The organism is Micromonospora sp. WMMA1363, from assembly GCF_030345795.1.
Taxonomy (GTDB): Bacteria; Actinomycetota; Actinomycetes; order Mycobacteriales; family Micromonosporaceae; genus Micromonospora.
Genome location: NZ_JAUALB010000001.1, coordinates 4,326,577 through 4,347,498 on the forward strand (window position 1 = coordinate 4,326,577; position 20,922 = coordinate 4,347,498).

Annotated in this window: 21 protein-coding genes; 9 read left to right on the forward strand and 12 right to left on the reverse strand. The window is 71.5% G+C overall.

Annotation, left to right across the window (positions count from 1 at the left end; genetic code table 11):
* Window positions 1-142: 142 nt before the first annotated feature.
* The gene (locus tag QTQ03_RS20150) at window positions 143-883 is read left to right on the forward strand and encodes a prepilin peptidase (RefSeq protein WP_289279400.1); all 741 of its coding nucleotides are present in this window, start codon (window positions 143-145) and stop codon (window positions 881-883) included.
* Here the strand turns inward: QTQ03_RS20150 and QTQ03_RS20155 are convergent.
* From QTQ03_RS20155 to QTQ03_RS20170, 4 genes are all read right to left on the reverse strand, one after another.
* Window positions 880-1,614: a LytR/AlgR family response regulator transcription factor gene (locus QTQ03_RS20155; protein WP_289280917.1), complete on the reverse strand. Its 735-nt coding sequence runs from the start codon at window positions 1,612-1,614 to the stop codon at window positions 880-882. The two genes, QTQ03_RS20150 and QTQ03_RS20155, sit on opposite strands and share 4 nt — an antisense overlap.
* An 86-nt stretch (window positions 1,615-1,700) precedes the next feature.
* Window positions 1,701-2,924: a sensor histidine kinase gene (locus QTQ03_RS20160; protein ID WP_289279401.1), complete on the reverse strand. Its 1,224-nt coding sequence runs from the start codon at window positions 2,922-2,924 to the stop codon at window positions 1,701-1,703.
* Window positions 2,925-3,020: 96 nt separating this feature from the next.
* Window positions 3,021-4,589 carry a sugar transferase gene (locus QTQ03_RS20165; protein ID WP_289280918.1) on the reverse strand — a complete coding sequence of 523 codons (1,569 nt, stop codon included), beginning with the start codon at window positions 4,587-4,589 and terminating at the stop codon, window positions 3,021-3,023.
* Window positions 4,590-4,854: 265 nt separating this feature from the next.
* Entirely contained in the window at window positions 4,855-5,715 is an 861-nt protein-coding gene (locus QTQ03_RS20170) for an Fpg/Nei family DNA glycosylase (protein WP_289279402.1), read from the reverse strand.
* Between the two features lie 139 nt (window positions 5,716-5,854).
* Between QTQ03_RS20170 and QTQ03_RS20175 the strand changes: the two genes are divergently transcribed.
* Window positions 5,855-7,168, forward strand: coding sequence for a glycosyltransferase family 4 protein (locus tag QTQ03_RS20175; RefSeq protein ID WP_289279403.1), 1,314 nt, complete (start codon window positions 5,855-5,857; stop codon window positions 7,166-7,168).
* A 139-nt stretch (window positions 7,169-7,307) separates the two neighbouring features.
* Here QTQ03_RS20175 and QTQ03_RS20180 read toward each other — a convergent pair whose 3' ends face one another.
* The 5 genes from QTQ03_RS20180 to QTQ03_RS20200 form a co-directional block, all read right to left on the reverse strand.
* Window positions 7,308-8,024, reverse strand: coding sequence for a CDP-alcohol phosphatidyltransferase family protein (locus QTQ03_RS20180; protein ID WP_289279404.1), 717 nt, complete (start codon window positions 8,022-8,024; stop codon window positions 7,308-7,310).
* Window positions 8,008-9,075 carry an iron-containing alcohol dehydrogenase family protein gene (locus QTQ03_RS20185; protein WP_289279405.1) on the reverse strand — a complete coding sequence of 356 codons (1,068 nt, stop codon included), beginning with the start codon at window positions 9,073-9,075 and terminating at the stop codon, window positions 8,008-8,010. The genes QTQ03_RS20180 and QTQ03_RS20185 overlap by 17 nt, the downstream gene beginning before the upstream one ends.
* Complete coding sequence (locus QTQ03_RS20190) at window positions 9,063-9,794, reverse strand: phosphocholine cytidylyltransferase family protein (protein WP_289279406.1); 732 nt, start codon at window positions 9,792-9,794, stop codon at window positions 9,063-9,065. The genes QTQ03_RS20185 and QTQ03_RS20190 overlap by 13 nt, the downstream gene beginning before the upstream one ends.
* Before the next feature lie 76 nt (window positions 9,795-9,870).
* The gene (locus tag QTQ03_RS20195; RefSeq protein ID WP_289279407.1) at window positions 9,871-10,644 is read right to left on the reverse strand and encodes a hypothetical protein; all 774 of its coding nucleotides are present in this window, start codon (window positions 10,642-10,644) and stop codon (window positions 9,871-9,873) included.
* On the reverse strand, window positions 10,641-10,844 hold the full coding sequence (locus tag QTQ03_RS20200; protein WP_289279408.1) for an NUDIX hydrolase: 204 nt from the start codon (window positions 10,842-10,844) through the stop codon (window positions 10,641-10,643). The genes QTQ03_RS20195 and QTQ03_RS20200 overlap by 4 nt, the downstream gene beginning before the upstream one ends.
* A 115-nt stretch (window positions 10,845-10,959) precedes the next feature.
* Between QTQ03_RS20200 and QTQ03_RS20205 the strand changes: the two genes are divergently transcribed.
* From QTQ03_RS20205 to corA, 3 genes are all read left to right on the forward strand, one after another.
* Entirely contained in the window at window positions 10,960-11,352 is a 393-nt protein-coding gene (locus QTQ03_RS20205) for a CBS domain-containing protein (protein ID WP_289279409.1), read from the forward strand.
* 266 nt (window positions 11,353-11,618) lie between these two features.
* The gene (locus QTQ03_RS20210) at window positions 11,619-12,713 is read left to right on the forward strand and encodes an aminotransferase-like domain-containing protein (RefSeq protein ID WP_289279410.1); all 1,095 of its coding nucleotides are present in this window, start codon (window positions 11,619-11,621) and stop codon (window positions 12,711-12,713) included.
* Between the two features lie 343 nt (window positions 12,714-13,056).
* Complete coding sequence (gene corA / locus QTQ03_RS20215) at window positions 13,057-14,205, forward strand: magnesium/cobalt transporter CorA (RefSeq protein WP_289279411.1); 1,149 nt, start codon at window positions 13,057-13,059, stop codon at window positions 14,203-14,205.
* A 101-nt stretch (window positions 14,206-14,306) separates the two neighbouring features.
* Here the strand turns inward: corA and QTQ03_RS20220 are convergent, their stop codons facing one another.
* On the reverse strand, window positions 14,307-15,122 hold the full coding sequence (locus QTQ03_RS20220) for a hypothetical protein (RefSeq protein ID WP_289279412.1): 816 nt from the start codon (window positions 15,120-15,122) through the stop codon (window positions 14,307-14,309).
* A 59-nt stretch (window positions 15,123-15,181) separates the two neighbouring features.
* On the opposite strand from QTQ03_RS20220, the gene QTQ03_RS20225 reads away from it, so the two are divergent.
* Window positions 15,182-15,712, forward strand: coding sequence for a peptidylprolyl isomerase (locus QTQ03_RS20225; protein ID WP_289279413.1), 531 nt, complete (start codon window positions 15,182-15,184; stop codon window positions 15,710-15,712).
* A 58-nt stretch (window positions 15,713-15,770) separates the two neighbouring features.
* Window positions 15,771-16,682 (forward strand): rhomboid family intramembrane serine protease, encoded by a 912-nt coding sequence (locus tag QTQ03_RS20230; RefSeq protein WP_289279414.1) that lies wholly within the window; start codon window positions 15,771-15,773, stop codon window positions 16,680-16,682.
* A 24-nt stretch (window positions 16,683-16,706) separates the two neighbouring features.
* On the opposite strand, the gene QTQ03_RS20235 is transcribed toward QTQ03_RS20230, so the two are convergent.
* On the reverse strand, window positions 16,707-17,138 hold the full coding sequence (locus QTQ03_RS20235) for a PH domain-containing protein (RefSeq protein WP_289279415.1): 432 nt from the start codon (window positions 17,136-17,138) through the stop codon (window positions 16,707-16,709).
* An 83-nt stretch (window positions 17,139-17,221) separates the two neighbouring features.
* Here QTQ03_RS20235 and QTQ03_RS20240 point away from each other — a divergent pair, with 83 nt between their 5' ends.
* Complete coding sequence (locus QTQ03_RS20240) at window positions 17,222-18,394, forward strand: thiolase family protein (protein WP_289279416.1); 1,173 nt, start codon at window positions 17,222-17,224, stop codon at window positions 18,392-18,394.
* A 199-nt stretch (window positions 18,395-18,593) separates the two neighbouring features.
* On the forward strand, window positions 18,594-19,109 hold the full coding sequence (locus QTQ03_RS20245) for a hypothetical protein (protein WP_289280919.1): 516 nt from the start codon (window positions 18,594-18,596) through the stop codon (window positions 19,107-19,109).
* A 156-nt stretch (window positions 19,110-19,265) separates the two neighbouring features.
* On the opposite strand, the gene QTQ03_RS20250 is transcribed toward QTQ03_RS20245, so the two are convergent.
* Entirely contained in the window at window positions 19,266-20,861 is a 1,596-nt protein-coding gene (locus tag QTQ03_RS20250; protein WP_289279417.1) for a ricin-type beta-trefoil lectin domain protein, read from the reverse strand.
* Between the last annotated feature and the right edge of the window lie 61 nt (window positions 20,862-20,922).

Sequence of the window (20,922 nt, forward strand, 5' to 3'; positions counted from 1 at the left end):
GGGGTTTACCCAGGTCGAACGCGACCGGCCGGGCAGCCGAGGCGGAGCCGGGCCAGGTGCGGGTTGCCCCACCAGCACACCAGCCTCGGCGCGCCCCGACCGATCCAGATCGCCGGCGGTCGGCATGGATACGATCCCGGCCGTGCTGCTCACCCTTGTCGCTGCCGCCACCGTCGCCGGGGCCGGCTGGGGGATGCTGGTCCCCGGTCTGGTCGACCGGTACGCGGTGAACTGGCCGGCCGGCCAGCCGAAGCCACCCTGGCGTGGCACCTGTCCCGACTGCGCGACGACGAGCCCACCCTGGTGGCGGTCGTCGGGCCGGTGCCCGCGGTGTGGGCGGCTACCGGTCCCGGGCCGGGCGGTCACCGTGCCGCTGGGCGCCGTGGCAAGCGGAGCTGTCGCGGCCGCCGTCGGCCCGACCTGGGCGCTGCCGGCGTTCCTGTCGCTGTCCGCTCTCGCGGTGCCGCTGGCCCTGGTCGACCTGCGGGTGCTCCGGCTGCCCGACCCGCTGGTCGGTGCGGCCCTCCTCGGCGGGGCGGTGTTTCTCCCGGTTGCGGCGGTCGCGGAGCAGGCCGTCCCGTCGCTGGCACGTGCGGCGCTCGCCGCCGTGGCCTGTGCCGCCGGCTACCTGACCCTCGCCCTGCTGCCCCGCTCCCCGCTCGGCTTCGGCGATGTGAAGCTCGGCGTCGTCCTCGGGCTGCACCTCGGGTGGCTGGGCTGGCCGGTCGTGACGGCCGGTGTGCTGCTGGCCCCGCTGGTGAACCTTCCGCTGGTCGCCGGCCTTCTGGTCAGCCGCCGTGCCGGCTGGCGGACGCCCGTGCCGTACGGGCCGGCGATGCTCGGGGCGGCACTTGTCGCACTGCTCGTCGGGCGGACCGGCTAGCGGCTCCAGTCCTGCTTGACCGTCCGGACCAGCTTGTCCTTCAGCTCCCGGGTGTGCCGTCGGCTGACCGGCAGCTCGGTCGAGTCGACCACCACCACGTAGCCGGAGTTGACCAGCCGCAGCTCGGCGATCAGCTGCAACTGCACCAGGTAGGAACGGTGGATCCGGACGAAACCCGCGTCCGCCCAGCGCTCGGCGAGCGTCGCCAGCGACACCCGGACCAGGTGGGAGCCGTCGGCGGTGTGTAGCCGCGCGTAGTCACCCTGCGCCTCCACCCAGCGCACCGCCGAGCGGGGCAGCATCCGGGTGGAACCGGCCAGCTCGACCGGGATCGTCGGATCCTCCTGCGCCCGGGCGAGCGCTGCGGGGTGGGCGGGCACCACCCGCGAGCCGATCACCCGGCGCAGCGACTCGGCGAGCCGCTCGGCGCGGACCGGCTTGCGCACGTAGTCGGTGGCGCCCAGGTCGAACGCGTCCACCGCCCCGTCGTCGTACGCGGTGACGAAGACGATCGCCGGGGGCCGGGCGAACCGGCGCAACACCCGGGCCAACTCCATGCCGTCCAGGCCGGGCATCCGGATGTCGAGGAACACCACGTCCACGTCGCCGTCGCGGAGCACCCGCAGCGCCTCGGTGGCGTCCACCGCGGTGTGTAACCGGGCCACCCGGGGGTCGTTGCGCAGGTGGTACGCCAGCTCGTCCAACGCCGGGGGCTCGTCGTCGACCGCCAGCACCCGCAGGAACCCGCCGGCGCTGCGCTCCGTGTTGCCGCGCGGCACGAGTGGGATGTGCCGGGTGTGCCGCTCGCCGCGCTCGCTCATGAGCCCGCCCGTACACCCGGGTGGAACTTCGGCACCCGCATGCTGACCTTCGTGCCCGAGCCGAGGCCCGTCTCCACCACCAAGCCGAAGCCGTCCCCGAAGACCGACCGGAGCCGCTCGTCAACGTTGGAGAGGCCCACGTGGCCACCCGGGTCGTCGCCCGGGTCGCCGCTCGCGGCCAGAGCGGCGATCCCGGCGGTCAGCGCGGCCGGAGCCATCCCCACCCCGTCGTCCTCCACGGTGATGTGACACTCGGTGCCCGCGTCCCGGGCCTCGATGCTCACCATGCCCGTGCCAGGCTTGCGGGACAACCCGTGCCGCACCGCGTTCTCGACCAGTGGTTGGAGGCAGAGGAACGGCAGGGTCACCGGCAGCACCTCCGGCGCGATCTGAAGGCGCACCTGGAGCCGGTCGCCGAACCGGGCCCGCTCGATGGTCAGGTAGCGGTCGATCGAGCGCAGCTCCTCGGCGAGGGTGGTGAACTCACCGTGCGCTCGGAACGAGTAGCGGGTGAACTCGGCGAACTCCAGGATCAGCTCCCGGGCCCGGTCCGGGTCGGTGCGGACGAACGAGCCGATCGCGGTCAGCGCGTTGTAGACGAAGTGTGGGCTGATCTGCGCGCGCAGCGCGCGGACCTCGGCCCGGGCCAGCCGCTCCCGGGAGGAATCCAGCTCGGCCAGGGCGAGCTGGTTGCCGGCCCAGTGGGCGGTCTCCAGGGTTGCCTGCACCAGACCGGGGGCGGGCGCGCCGTCGGCAACGGCGACGAGGGCCCCGACGACCCGTCCGTCGACGCCGGTCAGCGGCGCGACCACGGCACCCCGGATCGGGCAGTCGACCCGGTCGCAGCGCAGCTCCGCCTCGCCGAGCACCGTCGACCGGCCGGCCGCCACCGCCCGTCGGGCCGCCGCGACCAGTTGACCCGCATGGTGCGTGCCGTGCCCGTCGAGGCTGAGCAGCTCGTCGGCGTCGGTCAGTGCCAACCCGGCCGCCCCGACCAGGGCCCGCAGATGGCGGATGGATTTCGCCGCGTTCGCCGCGGTGAGGCCGGCGCGCAGCGGTTCCGCGGCGAGCCCGGCGGTGTGCAGCACCTCGTAGGTGGCCCGCTGGGTGGCAGTGGCGATGCCCCGACGGCCGCGCAGGCGGACCACCGCGAACACGGCCGCGGTCAGCGCGGTGACCAGCGAGACGACGCCGACGACGGCGGAGAGGTTGCCACCCACGAGGGCGATCCTCGCGGGTGGTGGCGCGGATGCGCTAGTAGGCGCCCGTGCGGGCGCGGGATGCGCTAGTAGGCGCCCGTGCGGGCGCGGGATGCGCTAGTAGGCGCCCTTGCGGGCGAGCACCACGCCGACCGTCCGCCACAGGATGCTCAGGTCGTACGCCAGCGACCAGTTGTCGACGTAGTAGAGGTCCAGCCGGACCGTCTCATCCCAGGACAGGTCGGAGCGGCCGGAGACCTGCCACAGGCCCGTGATGCCGGGCTTGACCAGTAGCCGTCGCCGGACGTCGCCGAGGAAGTCGCCGTCGTCGGCGGGCAGCGGACGCGGTCCGACCAGCGACATCTCACCCTTGAACACGTTGATCAGCTGGGGTAGCTCGTCGAGCGAGGAGGCGCGTAGGAAGCGGCCCACCGGGAACACCCGGGGATCCTGCTTGATCTTGAAGAGCATGCCGTCGTTCTCGTTCCGGTCGACCAGCCCGGCCAGCCGCTCCTCGGCATCGGTGTACATGGTGCGGAACTTCCAGACCCGGAAGATCCGTCCCTCGTGGCCGACCCGGGGCTGCCGGAAGAAGACCGGACCCCGATCGGAGATCCGGATCGCGACGGCGATCACGAGGAAGGCCGGGATCAGCAGCAGCAGGCCGAGCCCCGCGGCCGCCCGGTCGAGCAGGTTCTTCGCCAGCAGTGCTGGGCCGGAAAGGGTCGGCTCCTCCACGAGCAGCAGCGGCAGGCCCTCGATCGGGCGGATGTGCACCCGGGGACCGGCGATGTCGGTCAGCTGCGGGGCGACGACCAGGTCGACGCCCGAGCCTTCCAGCTGCCAGGCCAGTCGGCGCAGCTCGCCCTCGGCACTGGCCGACCCGCAGACCGCGATCGTGTCGCCACCGACCTCACGGACCAGGGCGAGTACATCCCGCCCCGCGTAGATCGGGACCGGCGTCTGCACGCCCCGGGCGGCCGCGTACCCGTCGGTGATGTGGATGGCGACCGGGACCAGGCCGGCGGCCGGGCTACGGGTGACCGACCGGTAGACCTCAAGACACTCCGGCAGGGTGCCCACCAGCACCATCCGGTGCCCGGCCTGACCGGCGTTGCGCCGCACCACGTGCAGCACGAAGCGGGCCAGGATACGGCCCAGCAAAATCAGTACCAGGGCGACGAGGAGCGCGGTGCCGACCGTGAACCGGGACAGGTCGGTCTTGGTGGCGAACGCCAGGAAGGAGACGGTGGCGCAGACCGCCACCCCGCCGCGGAGCACCCGCTTGAATTCTTCCGGCCCGAGGCCCAGGTAACGCCGGTCGTACGCCCGGTTGAACCAGAGGACGACCAGCCAGCCGAGCGGCAACAGCCCGAACGCCACCAGGTAGAACCAGGTCGGGTCGTCGTGGGCCTGGTAGAAGCCGGCCCGGGCCTGGTCGAAGGTGCGGATGGCGGTGAAGCTGGCGAACGCTGCGGCGGCGAAGTCCAGCAGCAGCAGGACCGCGGTGTAGGGACGGTGCCACCGGGATACCCGGCGCCGGGCGCGGGCCCACGCCGACCGGGGTACGCCGTTGTGGGACAGCGGTGTCGGCGGCTGGATCTCGAAGCTATCGCCGTGCCGCACGAGTTCGCTCCGGCCTTCGTTGGTTACCGGGCGCTGGAGGCTTGCTGTCACCTCACCCATGTCCTCCCGCATGACGCAATCCGCTCACTCGACGTGAGGGGCTGCGTCGCCCACCGTTCCAGTCTTCCACGCGGGCACAGGCCCCGAACGCGGACCCGCAGGACATCGCGCCCGGGCTGTGCCGCATGACGTCCGGCCGGCTTCGGACCATTTCAGAAGCCGGGGACCGAGCCACTATACCGATGGATGCGGGTTGCGGTAGAGACACGACTCCGACGTTCGTCGCCGCGGCCGGCTCCTCGCGGGAGTTCGTGAGGATCGTCACTCACCGTACCAACCGGGACAACCGTCGGTCGGCGAGCGGCTTGCCGCCGGTCTGGCAGGTCGGACAGTACTGGAGGCTGGAATCAGCGAACGATACCTCCCGCACGGTGTCGCCACAAACCGGACATGGCAGCCCGGTCCGCGCGTGGACCCTCAACCCGGAGCGCTTCTCGCCCTTCAGCTCGGCCGCCCGCTGGCCCACCGACCGGGACACCGCGTCACCGAGCACCTCCCGCGTCGCGGTGTACAGGGCGGCGAGCTGCTCGTCGGTCAACCGGTTGGTCAGCGCGAACGGCGACAGCCTCGCCGCGTGCAGAATCTCGTCGGAGTACGCGTTGCCCACCCCGGCCAGTACCGCCTGGTCGGTGAGCACGCCCTTGACCTGCCCACGGCGGCTGCGGATCCGCTCGGCGAAGGTGACTGGGGCGGCGGCGAGCGCGTCGGGGCCGAGCCGGGCCACCCCGGGCACCGCGGCCGGATCGGCCGCCAGGTACACGGCGAGGCTCTTCTGCGTGCCGGCCTCGGTCAGGTCGAACCCGGAACCGTCGTCGAGGCGTACCCGGAGCGCGACCGGCCCCTTCCCGGGGCGCAGCGGGGCGTTCGATCCGAACGCCTCCCGGTAGTGCAGCCATCCCGCCCGGGCCAGGTGGACCACCACGTGCAGGTCGTCGCCGAGCACCACGTCCAGAAACTTGCCGTGCCGCCGCGCGTCGGTGATCACCCGTCCGCCGGTGGCCGCCGGCGTCGGGTCGTACGTCTTCAGGGCGCTGATGGCCGCGACCTCCAGGCGGTCGACCCGCCGCCCCACCGCGCGCTGCCGCAGATAGTCCGCGAGCGCCTCAACCTCCGGTAGTTCGGGCACCAGCCAACGGTAGCCTTCTTTCCCGAAAGCGCGAGGAACGAGCTGGCGAGTCCGTCGCCGCGAGCGCCAAAAGCGAGCGTGCGAGCCCGCCAGCCGTGAGCAGGGGTCGGGCACGGCAAGCGAACGAAAGGCGAGCCCCATGAGAGTGGTGGTGGCGCACAACCGGTACCGGGAGGCCCAGCCGTCCGGCGAGAACACGATCGTTGACGCGGAGATCGCCCAACTGACCGCGGTCGGGGTTGAGGTGCTGCCGTTCCTGCGCAGCTCCGACGAGATCCGGTCGATGTCCCGGGGTGCCAAGGCACTGCTGCCGATCTCCCCGATCTACGCTCCCCGGGCCCAGCAGGAACTGGGCCGGCTGCTCACCGAGCACCGACCGGACCTGCTGCACCTGCACAACCCGTACCCCCTGCTGTCGCCCTGGGTGGTGCGGACCGCCCACCGGCACGGCGTGCCGGTGGTGCAGACGGTGCACAACTACCGGCAGGTCTGCTCCTCGGGGCTGTACTTCCGTGACGGCGTGATCTGCCAGGACTGCCGCGGCCGGGCGCTGGGCGTACCGGCGATCGTGCACCGCTGCTACCGGGGCTCGCGGGCACAGAGCGCGCTGATGGCGACGACGCTCGCGGTGCACCGGGGCACCTGGCGGTCGGTGGACCGCTTCATCGCGCTTACCAGCGCGGTCGCCGACCATCTGCGGGACTACGGCATTCCAGACAGCCGGATCGCGGTGAAGCCGAACGCCATCCCAGATCCGGGTGTTCCGGCCCCGCTCGGCGCCGGCTTCCTCTTCCTCGGTCGGCTCTCCCCCGAGAAGGGGCTGAATCTGCTGCTCGATGCCTGGCGCCGGCACCCGGTGGGCGCGCTCGGGCCGCTGCGTATCGCCGGTGACGGCGAGCTGCGGGCCCTGGTCGAGGCCGCTGCGGCGGAGCGGACGGACGTGACCTTCCTCGGTCCGCTGGACCGGGCCGGTGTCCGGGCCGCGCTGGCGGGGAGCGCGGTGGTGCTGGCCACCTCCACCTGGCACGACGTGCTGCCGACCGTGATCATCGAGGCGCTGGCCGCCGGCCGTCCGGTGCTCGGCACCGCCCTCGGTGGGATCCCGTACCTGGTCGGCGCCGACACGCCGCGCGAGCCTGCCGGCACCGGCCCGGCCGTCGTGGCCACCGCCGCTGCCCCGTTGTCCGGCACCGGCGAGTCGGTTCCGGGCGGGACGGTGGCGACTGGGGGCAGTGCCCTGCCGGCCGGGCTCCTGACCGGGGAGGCGGGTTGGGTGGTGCCACCGGAGCCGGCCGCGCTGGCCGCCGCCCTGCCGGTGGCCGCCGCCAACGCCGCGGGGGCGGCGCCGGCCGCCCGGCTGCGCTACGAGCGCACCTTCCACCCGGATGTGGCCACCAAGCGCCTGGTCGACATCTACGCGGAGGTGATCCGCGCCCCGCGTCCCGCCCACTGACCGGATACGCACTTTCCCTGAAGGACCGGACGCGCACCGCCGTCACGGAAGGAGGAGTGGCCTCGGCGGTCGCGATCACACTCTTCGTGAGGATGGATGGCTCGATCCGGTCCTGACGCGGCGGTGGACGGTTGCGCCGTCAGCGGAGCGAGGCGCGGGCGGAGAAGGCGATGCTGGCGAGGAGGAAGCCGCCGTTGACGATCGTGAACGTGACCACCAGCCAGAGGGTGAGCGCGGGCGCGATGAGCAGCACCAGCCCGGCCAAGAAGATCACTGCACCGTAGTCGCGTACCAGCTTCACCAGGCGTACCGGCAGTGAGGTCGAGGTGACCATGCTGGCCGCGTTCGGATCGGACTGCATCACCGACGTCACCAGGTTGACCATCCACGTTCCGGCGAACGCCGCGATGAGCCAGGTCGGCGTCGACGGCGATTGGGCCACGCTGGTCGCGGTGAGCGCCGCGACCAGCGCGATCTGGGTCGCCACGTCGCAGAGCACGTCCGCCCGGGCACCCGCGGTGCTGCCCCGGCCGGTGACCCGGGCGAGCTGCCCGTCGGCACAGTCCAGCGCGTACGCGACCTGCCAGCCGACCAGCGCGAGCGCCCCGACGAGCCAGGCCGGCTCCCGGCCGTCGGCGACCGGCTCGGCCAGCGCCACCACGACCACCGAGGTGCTCAGCCCGACCACCAGGTTGGCGATGGTCAGCGCGGTGGGCCGTAGCCCGAGCCGATGCGCGCCGACGGCGAAGGCCGCGCCGATCCGCTGGCTGACCAGTTCGCTGAACAGCCCTCCACCCCGGTTCGTCCGGTGGAAGTCGGAAACCGTCGGCCGGGAGTGCTCAGCCACAGTGATCACGGAGGGCGTCAAGTTGGTCTCCCAACCGGTTCCTGAGGTCGTCGGCGGGCAGGGCGAGGTGCTCGAGGATCGTGTAGCGGTCCGGTCGGGTCCGCGGCGCGAAGCGGACGGCCTCGACGAACTGCTCGTCGGTGAGCCCGACGTCCGCTGGCCGGGTCGCCAGACCGTGCCGGTGCAGGCAGCGAGCGAGCTGCCCGAAACGCTCCACGTCGCCCCGCAGCCAGGTGCAGAAGAGCGCACCCAGTCCCACCTGCTCCCCGTGTGAGCTGGTCCCCGGCCAGAGGTGCTCGATGGCGTGCGAGATCTCGTGGTCGCCGCCGCTGGCCGGCCGGCTGGACCCACAGATCGACATGGCGATGCCGCCGAGGATCAGCGCCTCGGCCAGCGTGGTCAGGAACGCGTCATCGGTGATCTTGCTGGGGTGGTTGAGTAGCGCCTCCGCGCTGGTGCGGGCCAGCGTTACGGCGAGCCCGTCGATCGGCTCGCCCCGGACCTCGTGGGCAAGCTCCCAGTCGGCGCAGGCGTTGAGGTTGCTCACCGCGTCACCGATCCCGGCCTGGGTCTGCCGGTCCGGACCGTGCTCCACGAAGTCGAGGTCGACCAGGACGGCGATCGGCATGTGCACCCCGTACGAGCCCTTGCCGCCCTCGTGCGTCAACGAGGCCACCGGGGAGGCGATGCCGTCGTTGGCGAGGCTCGTGGCGACGGTGACCATCGGGAGGCCGTACCGGGTGGCCGCGTACTTCGCGGTGTCGATCGTCTTCCCACCACCGATCCCGACCACCGCGTCGTAGTGCCGGCGGCGGAGCCGGTCGAGGAGTTCGTTGGCGGAGTCGACGCTGCCACCGGTCACGGTGAACACGTCGGCCGAGTCCAGCGTCGGCCGGCACAGCTCGACGACCTGCTCGCCCTGCCCCGGTCCGACCACCACCGCCACGTCGCCGCCGGCCGAGATCCGCCGGTCGGCGAGCAGCGCAGCGAGATCGGCCACCGCGCCGCGGCGGACCTCGATGGCGAGTGGCGTGGTGACGGTACGGGCTAGCAGTGGCACGCGATCTCCCGTGCCCGCGTCAGGTCGTCGTGGTTGTCCACCTCGATCCAGGGGACGTCGCCGATCGGCGCCGCCCGTACCTCACCGCCCCGCTCGGCGAACTCCTGATAGCCGTCCTCGTAGTAGAGGTTCGGGTCCCGTCGCCAGGTCACCTCCAGCGCGTCGGCGAGTGCGCCGGCGGCCTGTGGCTCGATCAGGGTCGCGCCGATGTACTCCCCGTGCGCCTCGCCCGGGACGATCAGCTTGCTGATCCGGGTGAGCTGGCCGGTCGTGTCGAAGGTCGTCTTCATCTCCTCCTCGGCCAGTGGCTTGACCGTGTCGATCGCCAGGAGGACGTCTGGCCCGCGTTCGGTCAGCAGGGTCTTCTCCACACTCACGGGGTGGACCGTGTCGCCGTTGACCAGCAGGACACCGCGGGTGAACCACTCCCGGGCCAGCCAGAGGGAGTACGCGTTGTTCCACTCCTCGGCCCTGTCGTTCGACACCAGGGTGAGCGTGACGCGGTACCGCCGCTCCAGGCCGGCCTGCCGCTTTCGGACCGCGTCGGCGGCGTAGCCGACCACGACGACGATCTCGGTCAGCCCGACCTCGGCGAGATTGCGCAGCGCGATGTCGAGGATCGTGGTTTCTCCGTCCACCGGCACCAACGCTTTCGGCAGGGTGTCGGTGTACGGGCGCAGCCGCCGCCCGGCTCCAGCTGCCAGCACCATTCCGACCATGCCAGCATCATGTTCCGTTCGTGTCACCTGCCGCAGGTGGATGGCGGCGCTCGGCGGAGCGGCACCAGCAATCGGGTCAGCCGGGCAGAGCCGCCAGGTCGGCAAGCATCGCCAGCCGCTCCTCGGCGGTGAGCACCAGGTACGGGGCGGCCGACCGGCGGTTGGTCTCCAGTTCGATGGCGAGCCGTTGCGGACCGGCGCCCAGCATGACGATGCTCGTGGCGGTGTGCCCGGCGGCGGCCCACGCCGCAGCGTGGGCGTCGGCCCGGTGGTGGCGCAGCGTGCCGAGCCGGTTGAGCAGCAGCACACCGGGCGGGGTGCCGTCCGGCTCGTGTGGTGGCGCCATCGCCGCGAACGCACTGCCGGCCCCGCCGTCACCATCCTCCTCGGCCAGCAGGAGGGCGTACCCGAGCACCCGGCCGAGCGCCTCGACCAGCCGCAGTACCCGGTCCGGGTGCTCCGCCCACAGCGTCTCGGTCGCCGCGGCCTGCACCAGCCACAGCTCGTCGAGGAAGGCCAGCCCCCGCTCGGTGGCGGTGACGGCTCCGTCCGGACGACGGTGGACCATCCCGTGTGCGACGTGCCGGTCCATACCGCGCCGGCACTCGGCCGGATCCCGGTACCGGGTGACCGCCGCGAACCCGGCCTCGTCCACCGTCCCGCCCGGTGCGGCGAGGCGGGTGCGGAGCTCCACCAGGAAACCGGTGGCCGCCGGGCCGCCGTACCGCTGGCTGGCCGCGGCGCCGCCGCCGTCCCGTCCGGCGCGCATTCCGGCGACGAACGCTCGGTCGACCGCCGGGGCCACGAACCCGGCGAACCGGTGTGACGCCAGGTCGACGATGTCGTTCACGGATGGATCGTGCCCAGCAGGGCGCAGGCGTCCCCCGTGGTCCGGCGGGTCAGACCCTCCTCGCCCGGTTCCAGGTGACCACCCACGCTGTCCCAGCAGTTGGAATACAGGCGCCGGCCGGGGGGCCGCCGCCGGACGAACAGGCGGCCGTCGTCATCGACGATCGGTGCGCCTGCGCAGCGTAGGGGCTCGAAGGACACGCCTCGACAGTAGCGAGCCGCTGCGGAGTACGGCGATGTGTGGTCTTGTCCCGGAAAGGTGCCAGGCGCACCATGTTGCGTACCGGGTGCCACCGTCCCGAAGGGGTGATGCGTGATGCAGGTTCGGGAAGCGATGTCCAGCGAGGTTCTCGTGGTCGGCCCGGAGCATACGCTCCGCCAGGCGGCCCAGATGATGTCCGCTCGCCGGATCGGGTCGGCGGTCGTGGTCGATCCGGACTCCGAGGGAATCGGGATCATGACGGAACGGGACGTGCTCAACGCGATCGGGGCCGGACTGGACTGCGACGTCGAGCGGACCGGGGCACACCTGACCTGGGAGGTGGTGTACGCCGGGCCGGAGTGGACGGTCGAGGAGGCGGCCGCCGCGATGGCCCGCGGCGGTTTTCGGCACCTGGTGGTGCTCGACGGCCGTGAGGTCGCCGGGGTGATCTCGGTCCGGGACATCATGCGGGTCTGGGCGGCGAACCGGATGGTCGGCGCCGGTTGAGCATCGGCTCGGCCCGCGCACCGACCCGAGCAGCAGGACGCGACGGGGGTGGATCGCCGCGGCGGTCCTCCTTCGACTGGGGCAGCTGATCACGCTCGGGCCGAGCCTGGAAGGGTTGTGCCACGCGGCGCAGCACGACCCGCTCGGCCTTCCGGTCCGATGTGCTGCCGACCGGTGGACCCCGGTCACCCGTCCCGGTGGCTCAGGATGCGGACATCGCCGTGCCGACCGCACACCCGCCGTCGTCTTCCGTACGCTGAACAGCCATGACCGCCGAGCAGCTGATCTCCTTCGCCCGTGGCGCTCCCTCGTTGGACATCGTCGATGTCGAGGGGCTCAAGGCCGCCGCCGTCCGCGCGTTCGACGCCGACCCCGCCGGAGTGACGGCGTACGGCACCTCCGTCGGTTACCTCCCACTGCGCGAGTGGATCGCCAAGAAGCATGGGGTCCAGGCCGACCAGGTCCTGGTCACCAACGGTTCCCTCCAGGCCGACGCGTTTCTCTTCGACCATCTTGTCCGCTCCGGCGACGCGGTCGTGGTGGAGCGCCCCACGTACGATCGGACGCTGCGCAACCTGAAGCGGATGGGCGGCGAGTTGCATGGGATCACCGTCCAGCCGGACGGGCTGGACACCGCCGAACTGCGCAAGCTGCTGGAGTCCGGGGTGCGCCCCCGGCTCGCGCACGTGATCCCGAACTACCAGAACCCGGCGGGCGTGACGCTCAGCATGGAGAAGCGGCGGGAGCTACTCGACCTCGCCGCCGAGTACGAGTTCACGATCTTCGAGGACGACCCGTACGCGGACATCCGGTTCCGGGGTGATGCCCTGCCGTCGATGCTCTCCCTAGACACTCGTGGCGTGGTGGTGCACGCCTCCAGTTTCACGAAGACGGTCTGCCCCGGCGTGCGGGTGGGCTACCTGGTCGGGGCGGCGGACCTCATCGCCGATATCGCGAAGAAGGCAACCAGTCTCTACATCTCGCCCGGCATGGTCTCCGAGGCGATCGTGCATCAGTTCTGTGTCTCGGGGGAGATCGACCGTTCGATCGAAACCGTCTGTCGGGCTCTCGGGGAACGTGCCCGGGTGCTCGCCGAGGCGCTGCGGCGGCACATCCCGCAGGCCCGTTTCGTCGAGCCGGACGGCGGCTACTTCCTCTGGGTGGAGTTGCCCGCGGAGGTCGACGTGGATCTGCTCGCCCCGGCGGCGGCCGAACGCGGGGTCGCCGTGGTCAAGGGCAGTGATTTCGTTCTCGACGGGGGGCGGCACGCGTTGCGGCTGGCGTACTCGGCGGTGACGGCCGACCGGATCGAGGAGGGCGTACGCCGGCTCGCGGCGGCGATCGACGCCGTACGCGGCTGAATTTTTGTCGGGTTTCCGACAGTACGGCGATATCAACCGCCCCGGGCCTCCCGCCGGGGCGGCTGGCGGCCCACAATGCTGCGAGCGTCACTCACCACGTGTAGTGCAGGCCACGGCCCCGGGGCCGAGCCGCATCCCGATTCCGGGCGCCCCACGGGGACACGTGTGGGGCGGCGCCAGCAGCACATTCCCCCGCCCCCACCGGGCGCCGGGTGGACCGTGTCGTTCCCTCACCCCCGATGCGGCCCGGCCCACCCGGCGCCCACCCCGGTGGCGGTCCGTCGCCGGCGATGACGCGGTGAACGGCGTACCCTGCAACCCGCGGCGCGGGGAAGGGGGCGTGATGGCGGGCCGGTTGGAGCGGGGACGGGCGGTGACGCCAGGTGGCGGTCGGGTGATCCGGCCCCGGGACTGGGCAGCGCCGGTGCGCGCCATGACCCGGCGACTCACCCCCGACGGCTCCGCGCGCGTCCCGGCACCGGTCGGACCTCAGCGGAGCGCGATCGTCGACTGCGCCCTCTACGTCGACGGGGAACGACAGCCCGGTGACTGGCACCACGCCGAGGCGCTGGCCGCGGCGCGGCGGGCGGGCAACGGCTTCGTCTGGCTGGGCCTGCACGAGCCCGAACTGGCGGAGATGACCGAGATCGCCGCCACCTACGGGTTGCACGAACTGGCCGTCGAGGACGCGGTCAAGGCGCAGCAGCGACCCAAGCTGGAGCAGTTCGGCGAGGTGAGCTTTCTGGTGCTACGGACCGCCCGCTATTGCGAACATTCCGAGCTGACGGAGACGTCCGAGGTTGTCGAGACCGGTCAGGTGATGCTCTTCCTCGGCCCGAGCTTCCTGGTCAGCGTCCGGCACGGGGACGCCTGCCGGCTCGCGCCGGTGCGGGCGGACTTGGAGACCAAGCGCGAGTTGCTGCTGCACGGACCCTGGGCGGTGGGGTACGCGGTGACCGACCGGGTGGTCGACCTCTACCTGGAGGTAGCCGACCAACTGGAGGACGATCTCGACACGTTGGAGACCCAGGTGTTCGACCGGCAGGGCAGCGGTCGTATCCAGCGGATCTACCAGATGAAGCGCGAACTGGTCGAGTTCAAGCGGGCGGTGATGCCGCTCCAACGTCCGCTGATGGCGCTCACCGCGCAGTCGAACCGGGGCGTGCCGAAGGAGATCCGCCGCTACTTCCGTGACGTCCAGGACCACCTCAGTCGCACCGTGGAGCAGGTCAACTCGTACGATGATCTGCTCAACTCGATCCTCCAGGCGCGGCTGGCGCAGGTCACCGTCGACCAGAACAACGACATGCGCAAGATCGCGGCCTGGGCGGCCATCGCCGCGGTCTGGACCGCCATCGCCGGCATCTACGGCATGAACTTCGAGTTCATGCCCGAACTGCGGTGGACCTATGGCTACCCGACCGTCCTGGCCCTGATGCTCGGGATCTCCCTGGCCCTGTACCGCTGGTTCCGCCGGAACGGCTGGCTCTAACCACGAACCCGCGCGATCTACGCATTCCGGCTGGACGAATGCGGCGAAAGCCGCGGAAGGCCGGCCCGAAGTGCACGATCGCGCGGGGTGGGGGAGTGTGGTCAGCGGCGGCCGTTGGGGCGGTTGGCGACTTTGGTCAGGTCGTCTGCCGAGCGGCCGGACGAGTCCTTGGCACCGTCGGCCGCCGAGGCGACCTTGTCGGCGGCGCGGGGCGGGGTCTGCTTGCCGGAGGCGGCGGTGGCGCTGCCCCCGGTCATCGCCGAGGCACCCGTGCCGGTCGTCGGGGAGTCACCTGCCACGGTGGACGCCTTCTCGGCCGGCGTGCGGGTGTTGACCTCGATGGTGTCCACCTCGTTACGCATCGGCTCGAGGGATCGGGTCGGGTCGTACTCGGCCCACTCCTGCTGCTCGCGGCGCCGCCGCAGCGCCATCGCGCCGGCCATGCCGGCCACCGCGCCGGCCACGAGGAGGCCGGTCATCACGCTGCCCCGGCCGGACTTCTTCTTCCGCGCTGCCTTCATGTTCCTCGCCTTCACCTTCCTGCTGACGGCGTCCTGCTTCGCGGCGGCGGTCCCCCGCCCGCTGACGTCCTTCCGGGCCGCCTCGGCCTGCGCGCTGCGGAGGGCGAGGGCCAGCGGCGCGAGTACCGCGACGGTCGACGCGTAGCCGCTCGAAGCCCGGTCGCGGACGACGACGGCGGTCGGTGCGATCGCACCCCGAGCCGCCCGGACCCGCGGGCCGACCGTGGCGCCGGCGCCCTTCGCCGCGTACGTCGCCGCCTGCCTCAGGTGACCGAAGCCCTGGTTCAGCTCGGCCTTTGCCAGCTGCGCCTGGGTCTTGCGTCGCCCGATTCCAAACACGGTCCCACCTCCTGGGAGTTGTCCTCCGTCATCCTCCACCTTTGGATGCCTCCGCATGGCCAGATCGGGCACATGGGAGGATCCGCATGGAACTGACCAACGACTGAGGAGTACCCGTGGCCGAGGCTGTCTACGCCACCCTGCACACCAACGCCGGTCCGATCCGGTTGGAACTCTTTCCGAACCATGCCCCGAAGACCGTGCAGAACTTCGTGGAGCTGGCCGAGGGCACGCGCCAGTACACCGACCCGCGCACCGGCCAGCCGGGCAGCGGCCCCTACTACGACGGGACCATCTCGCACCGCGTGATCAGCGGGTTCATGATCCAGATGGGTGACCCGACGGGCACCGGCCGTGGCGGTCCGGGCTACACCTTCGCCGACGAGTTCCACCCCGAGCTGCGCTTCGACCAGCCGTACCTGCTGGCGATGGCGAATGCCGGACCGGGGACCAACGGCTCGCAGTTCTTCATCACGGTCGCCCCGACCCCGCACCTGAACAACCGGCACACGATCTTCGGCCGGGTGGCCGACGAGCAGTCGGCGAAGGTCGTCGACTCGATCGCCAACACCCCGACCGGCCCGGGGGACCGGCCGCTGCAGGACGTCGTCATCGAGCGGGTCGAGATCGAGCGGAGCGCTGCCTGAGGCAACCGCAAGGTACCTTTGCTCCCATGATTGAGTGCTCGGGTACCTGGAGCCATCGGTGAGCGAGTCCCCGCCGACCACCCCGGTCTGTTACCGGCACCCGGGTCGGGAGACGTACGTCCGCTGCACCCGCTGTGACCGCTCGATCTGCCCGGACTGCATGCGCCAGGCAGCGGTCGGCTTCCAGTGTCCGGACTGCGTCAACGAGGGGCGCCGCAGCGTACGGCCGGCGCGCACCGCCTTCGGCGGCGGTGCCGCCGGCCGGCAGGGCCACGTGACCAAGGCGCTGATCGCGGTCAACGTGCTGGTCATGCTGCTCTCCATCGCCACCGACCGCAACGGTGACGCGGCGGTGGGTGGCTCCGGCTTCGGCGGCCTCCTGGGCGGTGGGACGCCGCTGACCGAGTGGGGAGCGGTGCTCGGGCTCGCCCGGTTTCCCGACGGCACCATCGGGGGCATCGCCGACGGCGAGTGGTACCGCCTGGTCACCGCGATGTTCCTGCACTACGGCGTGATCCACCTGCTGCTGAACTCGTGGGCGCTGTGGGTGCTCGGCCGATCGCTGGAAGCGAACCTCGGACGGTCCCGGTTCCTGGCGCTCTATCTGATCTCCGGCTTCGGCGGGAACGTCGCCGCGTACCTGTTCAGCGCGCCCAACGGGTTCACCGCCGGCGCGTCCACCGCGATCTTCGGGCTGTTCGCCGCGCTGATCGTCATCGAGCGCCGGATGGGCCGCGACATCTCCCAGGTCATCCCGATCCTGGTGATCAACCTGGTCTTCACGCTCACCGTGCCGGGCATCTCCATCCCGGGGCACCTGGGCGGACTCGCGGTCGGTGGACTGCTGGCCCTCGTCCTCGCGTATGCCCCGCGCTCGCGGCGGACAATGGTGCAGGCAGCCGGTGGCGCGGTGATCATCATGGCGCTGCTCGGCCTGGCGCTGATCCGCACCGCCGTGCTCCTCGCCTGAGCGTGGCCCCGCGCGTCGCGCCGGTCAGGGCGTCGGTCGGGTCGCCCGCAGATCCTCGGCGACGTCGACCGGATCGGCGTCGAGGTCGGCGCGGCCGAACAGGTGCAGGGACGCCCCGGCATCGATCTCCAGCAGCGCTCCCGCCAGGCCGAGCCGGGTCCGGCGCTCGACGGTGATCGCCTCCACCTGCGACCAGGGCAGCCGCCGGTAGCCCACGAAGCCCTGGATCACCGTGAGTCCTTCCGGGTCCACCGCGAGACGAACCGGGGCCAGCACGTCGCGCGCGGCCCACGCCAGCAGGGCGACGGCGGCCACCCCGGCGAGCACGAGCCGAGCCGGATCGTCGTCGGTGAGCAGCAGGCCGAGCGATACGACGGCGACGGCGCCGGCGACCTTGACCGCCGGCAGGGCGGCCGGCACCCGCCACTGCCGAGCCGCGGATGAGCGTGGATCCATCCGCTCAGCATGCCAATGGGGGCGGACGACTCGCCGGGCGACGACGTACGATCGAGACCAGCCCAGGTTACCGGGGAGTAGATATGAGTGACGCAGTCATCGTCGACGCGGTCCGTACCCCAGTTGGACGGCGTAAGGGCAGTCTCGCCGGCGTGCATCCGGTCGACCTCTCGGCGCACGTGCTGCGCGCCCTCGCCGAACGCACCGGCATCGACCCGGGGCAGGTGGACGACGTGGTCTTGGGCTGTGTCTCCCAGGTCGGCGAGCAGTCGTGGAACGTGGCCCGCAACGCGGTCCTCGCCGCCGGTTGGCCGGAGTCGGTGCCCGGCACCACCCTCGACCGGCAGTGCGGTTCCAGCCAGCAGGCGCTGCACTTCGCCGCCGCGACCGTGCTGTCCGGGCAGGCCGACCTGGTGGTCGCCGGCGGCGTCGAGTCGATGACCCGGGTGCCGATGGGCTCAAGTGTGGCCGGCGGCATGCCGTTCAGCGCGGCGATCCTGGAGCGTTACCGGGGCGTCGAAGGCGTCGCCGAGGATTCCCCGCTCCCGTTCAACCAGGGTGTCGGCGCCGAGCTGATCGCCCAGCGCTGGCGCTTCTCCCGGACCCAGCTCGACGAGTTCGCGCTGGCCAGCCACGAGCGGGCCGCCGCCGCCCAGGACGCCGGCGCCTTCGACCCCGAGGTGGCGCCCGTCGCCCTCGGTGACGGCGGCAAGTTCGGCGCCGACGAGGGGATCCGCCGGGACACGTCGCTGGCGAAGCTCGCCGAGCTGCCCACCCCGTTCCGCCCCGACGGCGTGGTCACCGCCGGATCGGCGTCCCAGATCTCCGACGGCGCGGCGGCACTCGCGGTCACAACCGCGGAGTGGGCCAGCCGGCACGGCCTGCGCCCGCTGGCCCGTATCCACACCGCCGTGGTCGCCGCCGACGATCCGGTCACCATGCTCACCGCTCCCATCCCGGCCACCGCGAAGGCGCTGCGCCGCGCGGGGCTGGGCATCGAGGAGATCGGGGTGTACGAGGTCAACGAAGCGTTCGCCCCGGTGCCGCTGGCCTGGCTCGCCGAGACCGAAGCCGACCCGGAGCGGCTGAACCCGCGAGGCGGTGCGATTGCCCTCGGTCATCCGCTTGGCGCGTCCGGAGCGCGGATCATGACCACCATGCTCGCTCACATGCGGGACAACAACATCCGCTATGGCCTGCAGACCATGTGCGAGGGCGGTGGCATGGCCAACGCGACGATCGTGGAGCTGCTCTGACTCCGCTTCTTCGACTGGGGTGACGCCTCGGTCGGCCACCCGCTCGCACCCTGTTGTGACCTCCAACCGGTCGCGCACATTGTCGGCTCTCAGCCGCAGACCCATGCCGCGTCGCACTGTCGGTGCGATGGCGGCGTGGAACTTGCGGATTCCGCCGATCGACCCACGTCACCCCCGCCGGGGCGTCGTTGGGCAGAGCATGGACGTGTTTTCCCGTACGTTCCTTCCGGCCGCCGCCGAGGCCGGTGTGGCGATGCAGATCGCCAGTCGGCACATGCCGGTCTTCCGCCGCTGCGTCGGCTCCGGCGACGCGACCATCCTCGTCGCCCGATGCGGGCGGCCGGAGCGCCCGATGGCCGGCGAGTACCTGCTGCTGCTGACCCACCGGCGGCTGGTCGTCACCCAGCAGACCCGCGTGCTGCACCGGCTCCGCCTGTACCTCAACACCGAGTTGCGGGAGCTGAGCGACGTCACCTGGAGCCCGGATCCGCGCCGGCACTCGGTCGAGCTGGCCGCCACCGCCATCGACGGGGTTCGAGAGCGGTTCTTCATCCGCACCCGGCGCCCCACCCAGGTGTGGCAGTTGGACGCCGTGCTCAACCGCGCCTTCAAGATCCGCGTCCGCGCCGCACGCGAGCGGCTTGTGGCGACCGTCGGCGACGCGGTTCCCGCAGCCGCCCGCCCGGCTACGTTCCGTCCCGTGGTGGTCCGCTGACCGCTTCCTTACCGAACCCGAACACGTCCCAAGCGCCGCGCGGCAAGTAGCTGTTCCGCACACCGCCCGCGGATTCGCGGAAGGAGTGACCATTCCGAGCAGAATGGCCACTCCTTCCTGTTCGAACGCTCACCGGTGCGTGAGTCAGTACGTGAGTCAGTAGACGCGCGAGCCGATCCAGTCGTCGTGGCCGTAGCCGACCGGGTTGGTGAAGGTGCGGGACTCGAAGGACCACCGCTGGTGGCTGCTCGTCGAACAGGTCGCCAGCCGTAGCCGCGGCGTGCCCAGCCACGGGTCGTCGAAGGCCAGGCAGAGGTTGGTGTTTCCGGCGGCCCTTATCTGCGCTCCGCTGAACACGAACTTCTGGTTGACGCCGCCGTGGCAGTCGTAGATGTTCACCGCCGTTCCGGAGGTCAGCGACCCGCCGGCCACGTCGAGGCAGCGGTCGTGGGACAGCTCGGAGTGCAGCGACCGACGGGTGGGGTCGTACCAGAATCCCTGGTTACGGCCGCCATGGCAGCGGTACGACTGCTGGACGGTGCCGTTGCGCGAGTTGTATCCCTTGCCGTCGACGCAGTGTCCGGTGGCCGCGTTGCGTAGCTGCCGGAACTCGAACAGGCCCGGGTAGAGCACGCCGTTGCCGGTGCTGGCGGGGTCGACACAGGTAGCCGCCTGCTGGCCGGCGGCGTAGAACTGGGTGATGCACTGGGCGAACATGCCGTGCCCCCGGTAGTTCGGGTGGAACGACTGCCGGGCCGCGTTCTCGTCCCAGATCCCGAGTTCGATGTAGAGGCCACGTACCGACGTGTTGTCGGTGCAGACCTCGTGGCCGTGGAAGAGCCGGCTCGCGTCCAGGTAGCGAGTGCCGGTGTTGGTCGCCGCCGCCCGGATCGCCTGCTCGAAGAGCGGCACCGCCTTGTTCCGGGCGAACGCCGTGTCCGCCAGGTAGAGCAGGCAGCCGCCCGCGTACCAGCCGGGGAAGTTCGGGTTGTCCTCGACGTCGGGGCTGCCCGGACTCGGATAGGACATGAGCACCAGCTCGTAGTCCGAGGTCAGGTAGCCGGCGTTCGTCATGGTCCGCCGGATGTCGAGCAGCGCTTCCTCGACGGCACGGCGACTGCCGTCGGTGCGGAGAGTCCACTGGTCGGTGTAGGTGCGCCAGCACGGGCCGAGGAAGAACACCCGACGGATCGCGCAGTCGGTGGCGACCGGGCCGAACTGGATGGTGCCGTCGCCGTTGGCGCCCACCACCACCCAGATCAGCTCGACGTGCGTGTTGCGGGCCTTGATGGCGAGGTGGTCACCCTGGTTCAGCTCGTTGTGCTGGGTCGGCCCGCCCGCGATCAGGTGCCACGGGGCCGCCCCGGAGCAGGCGATATTGTATTTCTCGTCGGCGGCGATGCCGGTGCGGAAGAGCGCCTGGTCGTAGGAGCGGTCGCACCAGTTTCCGGGCTGGTGCGTGCCGGGAACGTAGTTGCCGACTCCCTCGCCGGAGATCTCGCTGTCGCCCATCGTGACGAGGGCGGTGCGGCGTTGCTCCAAAGGACGGATGCCGGGCGTGCCGTAGAGCGTGGTGGCCTCGGCGGCGCGGATCGCCTCGAGGTGGGCGGGGAGTGGCTGGACGGTCGGACGGTTGGCCGCGGCTGCGGAGGTGGCCGGCGCGGCGAGCAGCGGGAGGACGAGAACGGTGGCGATCACGGCGGTGAGGGTTCGCCGTCGGGTCGTCCGTCCACGCCTGGGGATGCCATGCATCGACGCACTCCTTTCGATCCGATCAATCGTGAGGCATCGATCGAGTTACCGGAAGGTAACG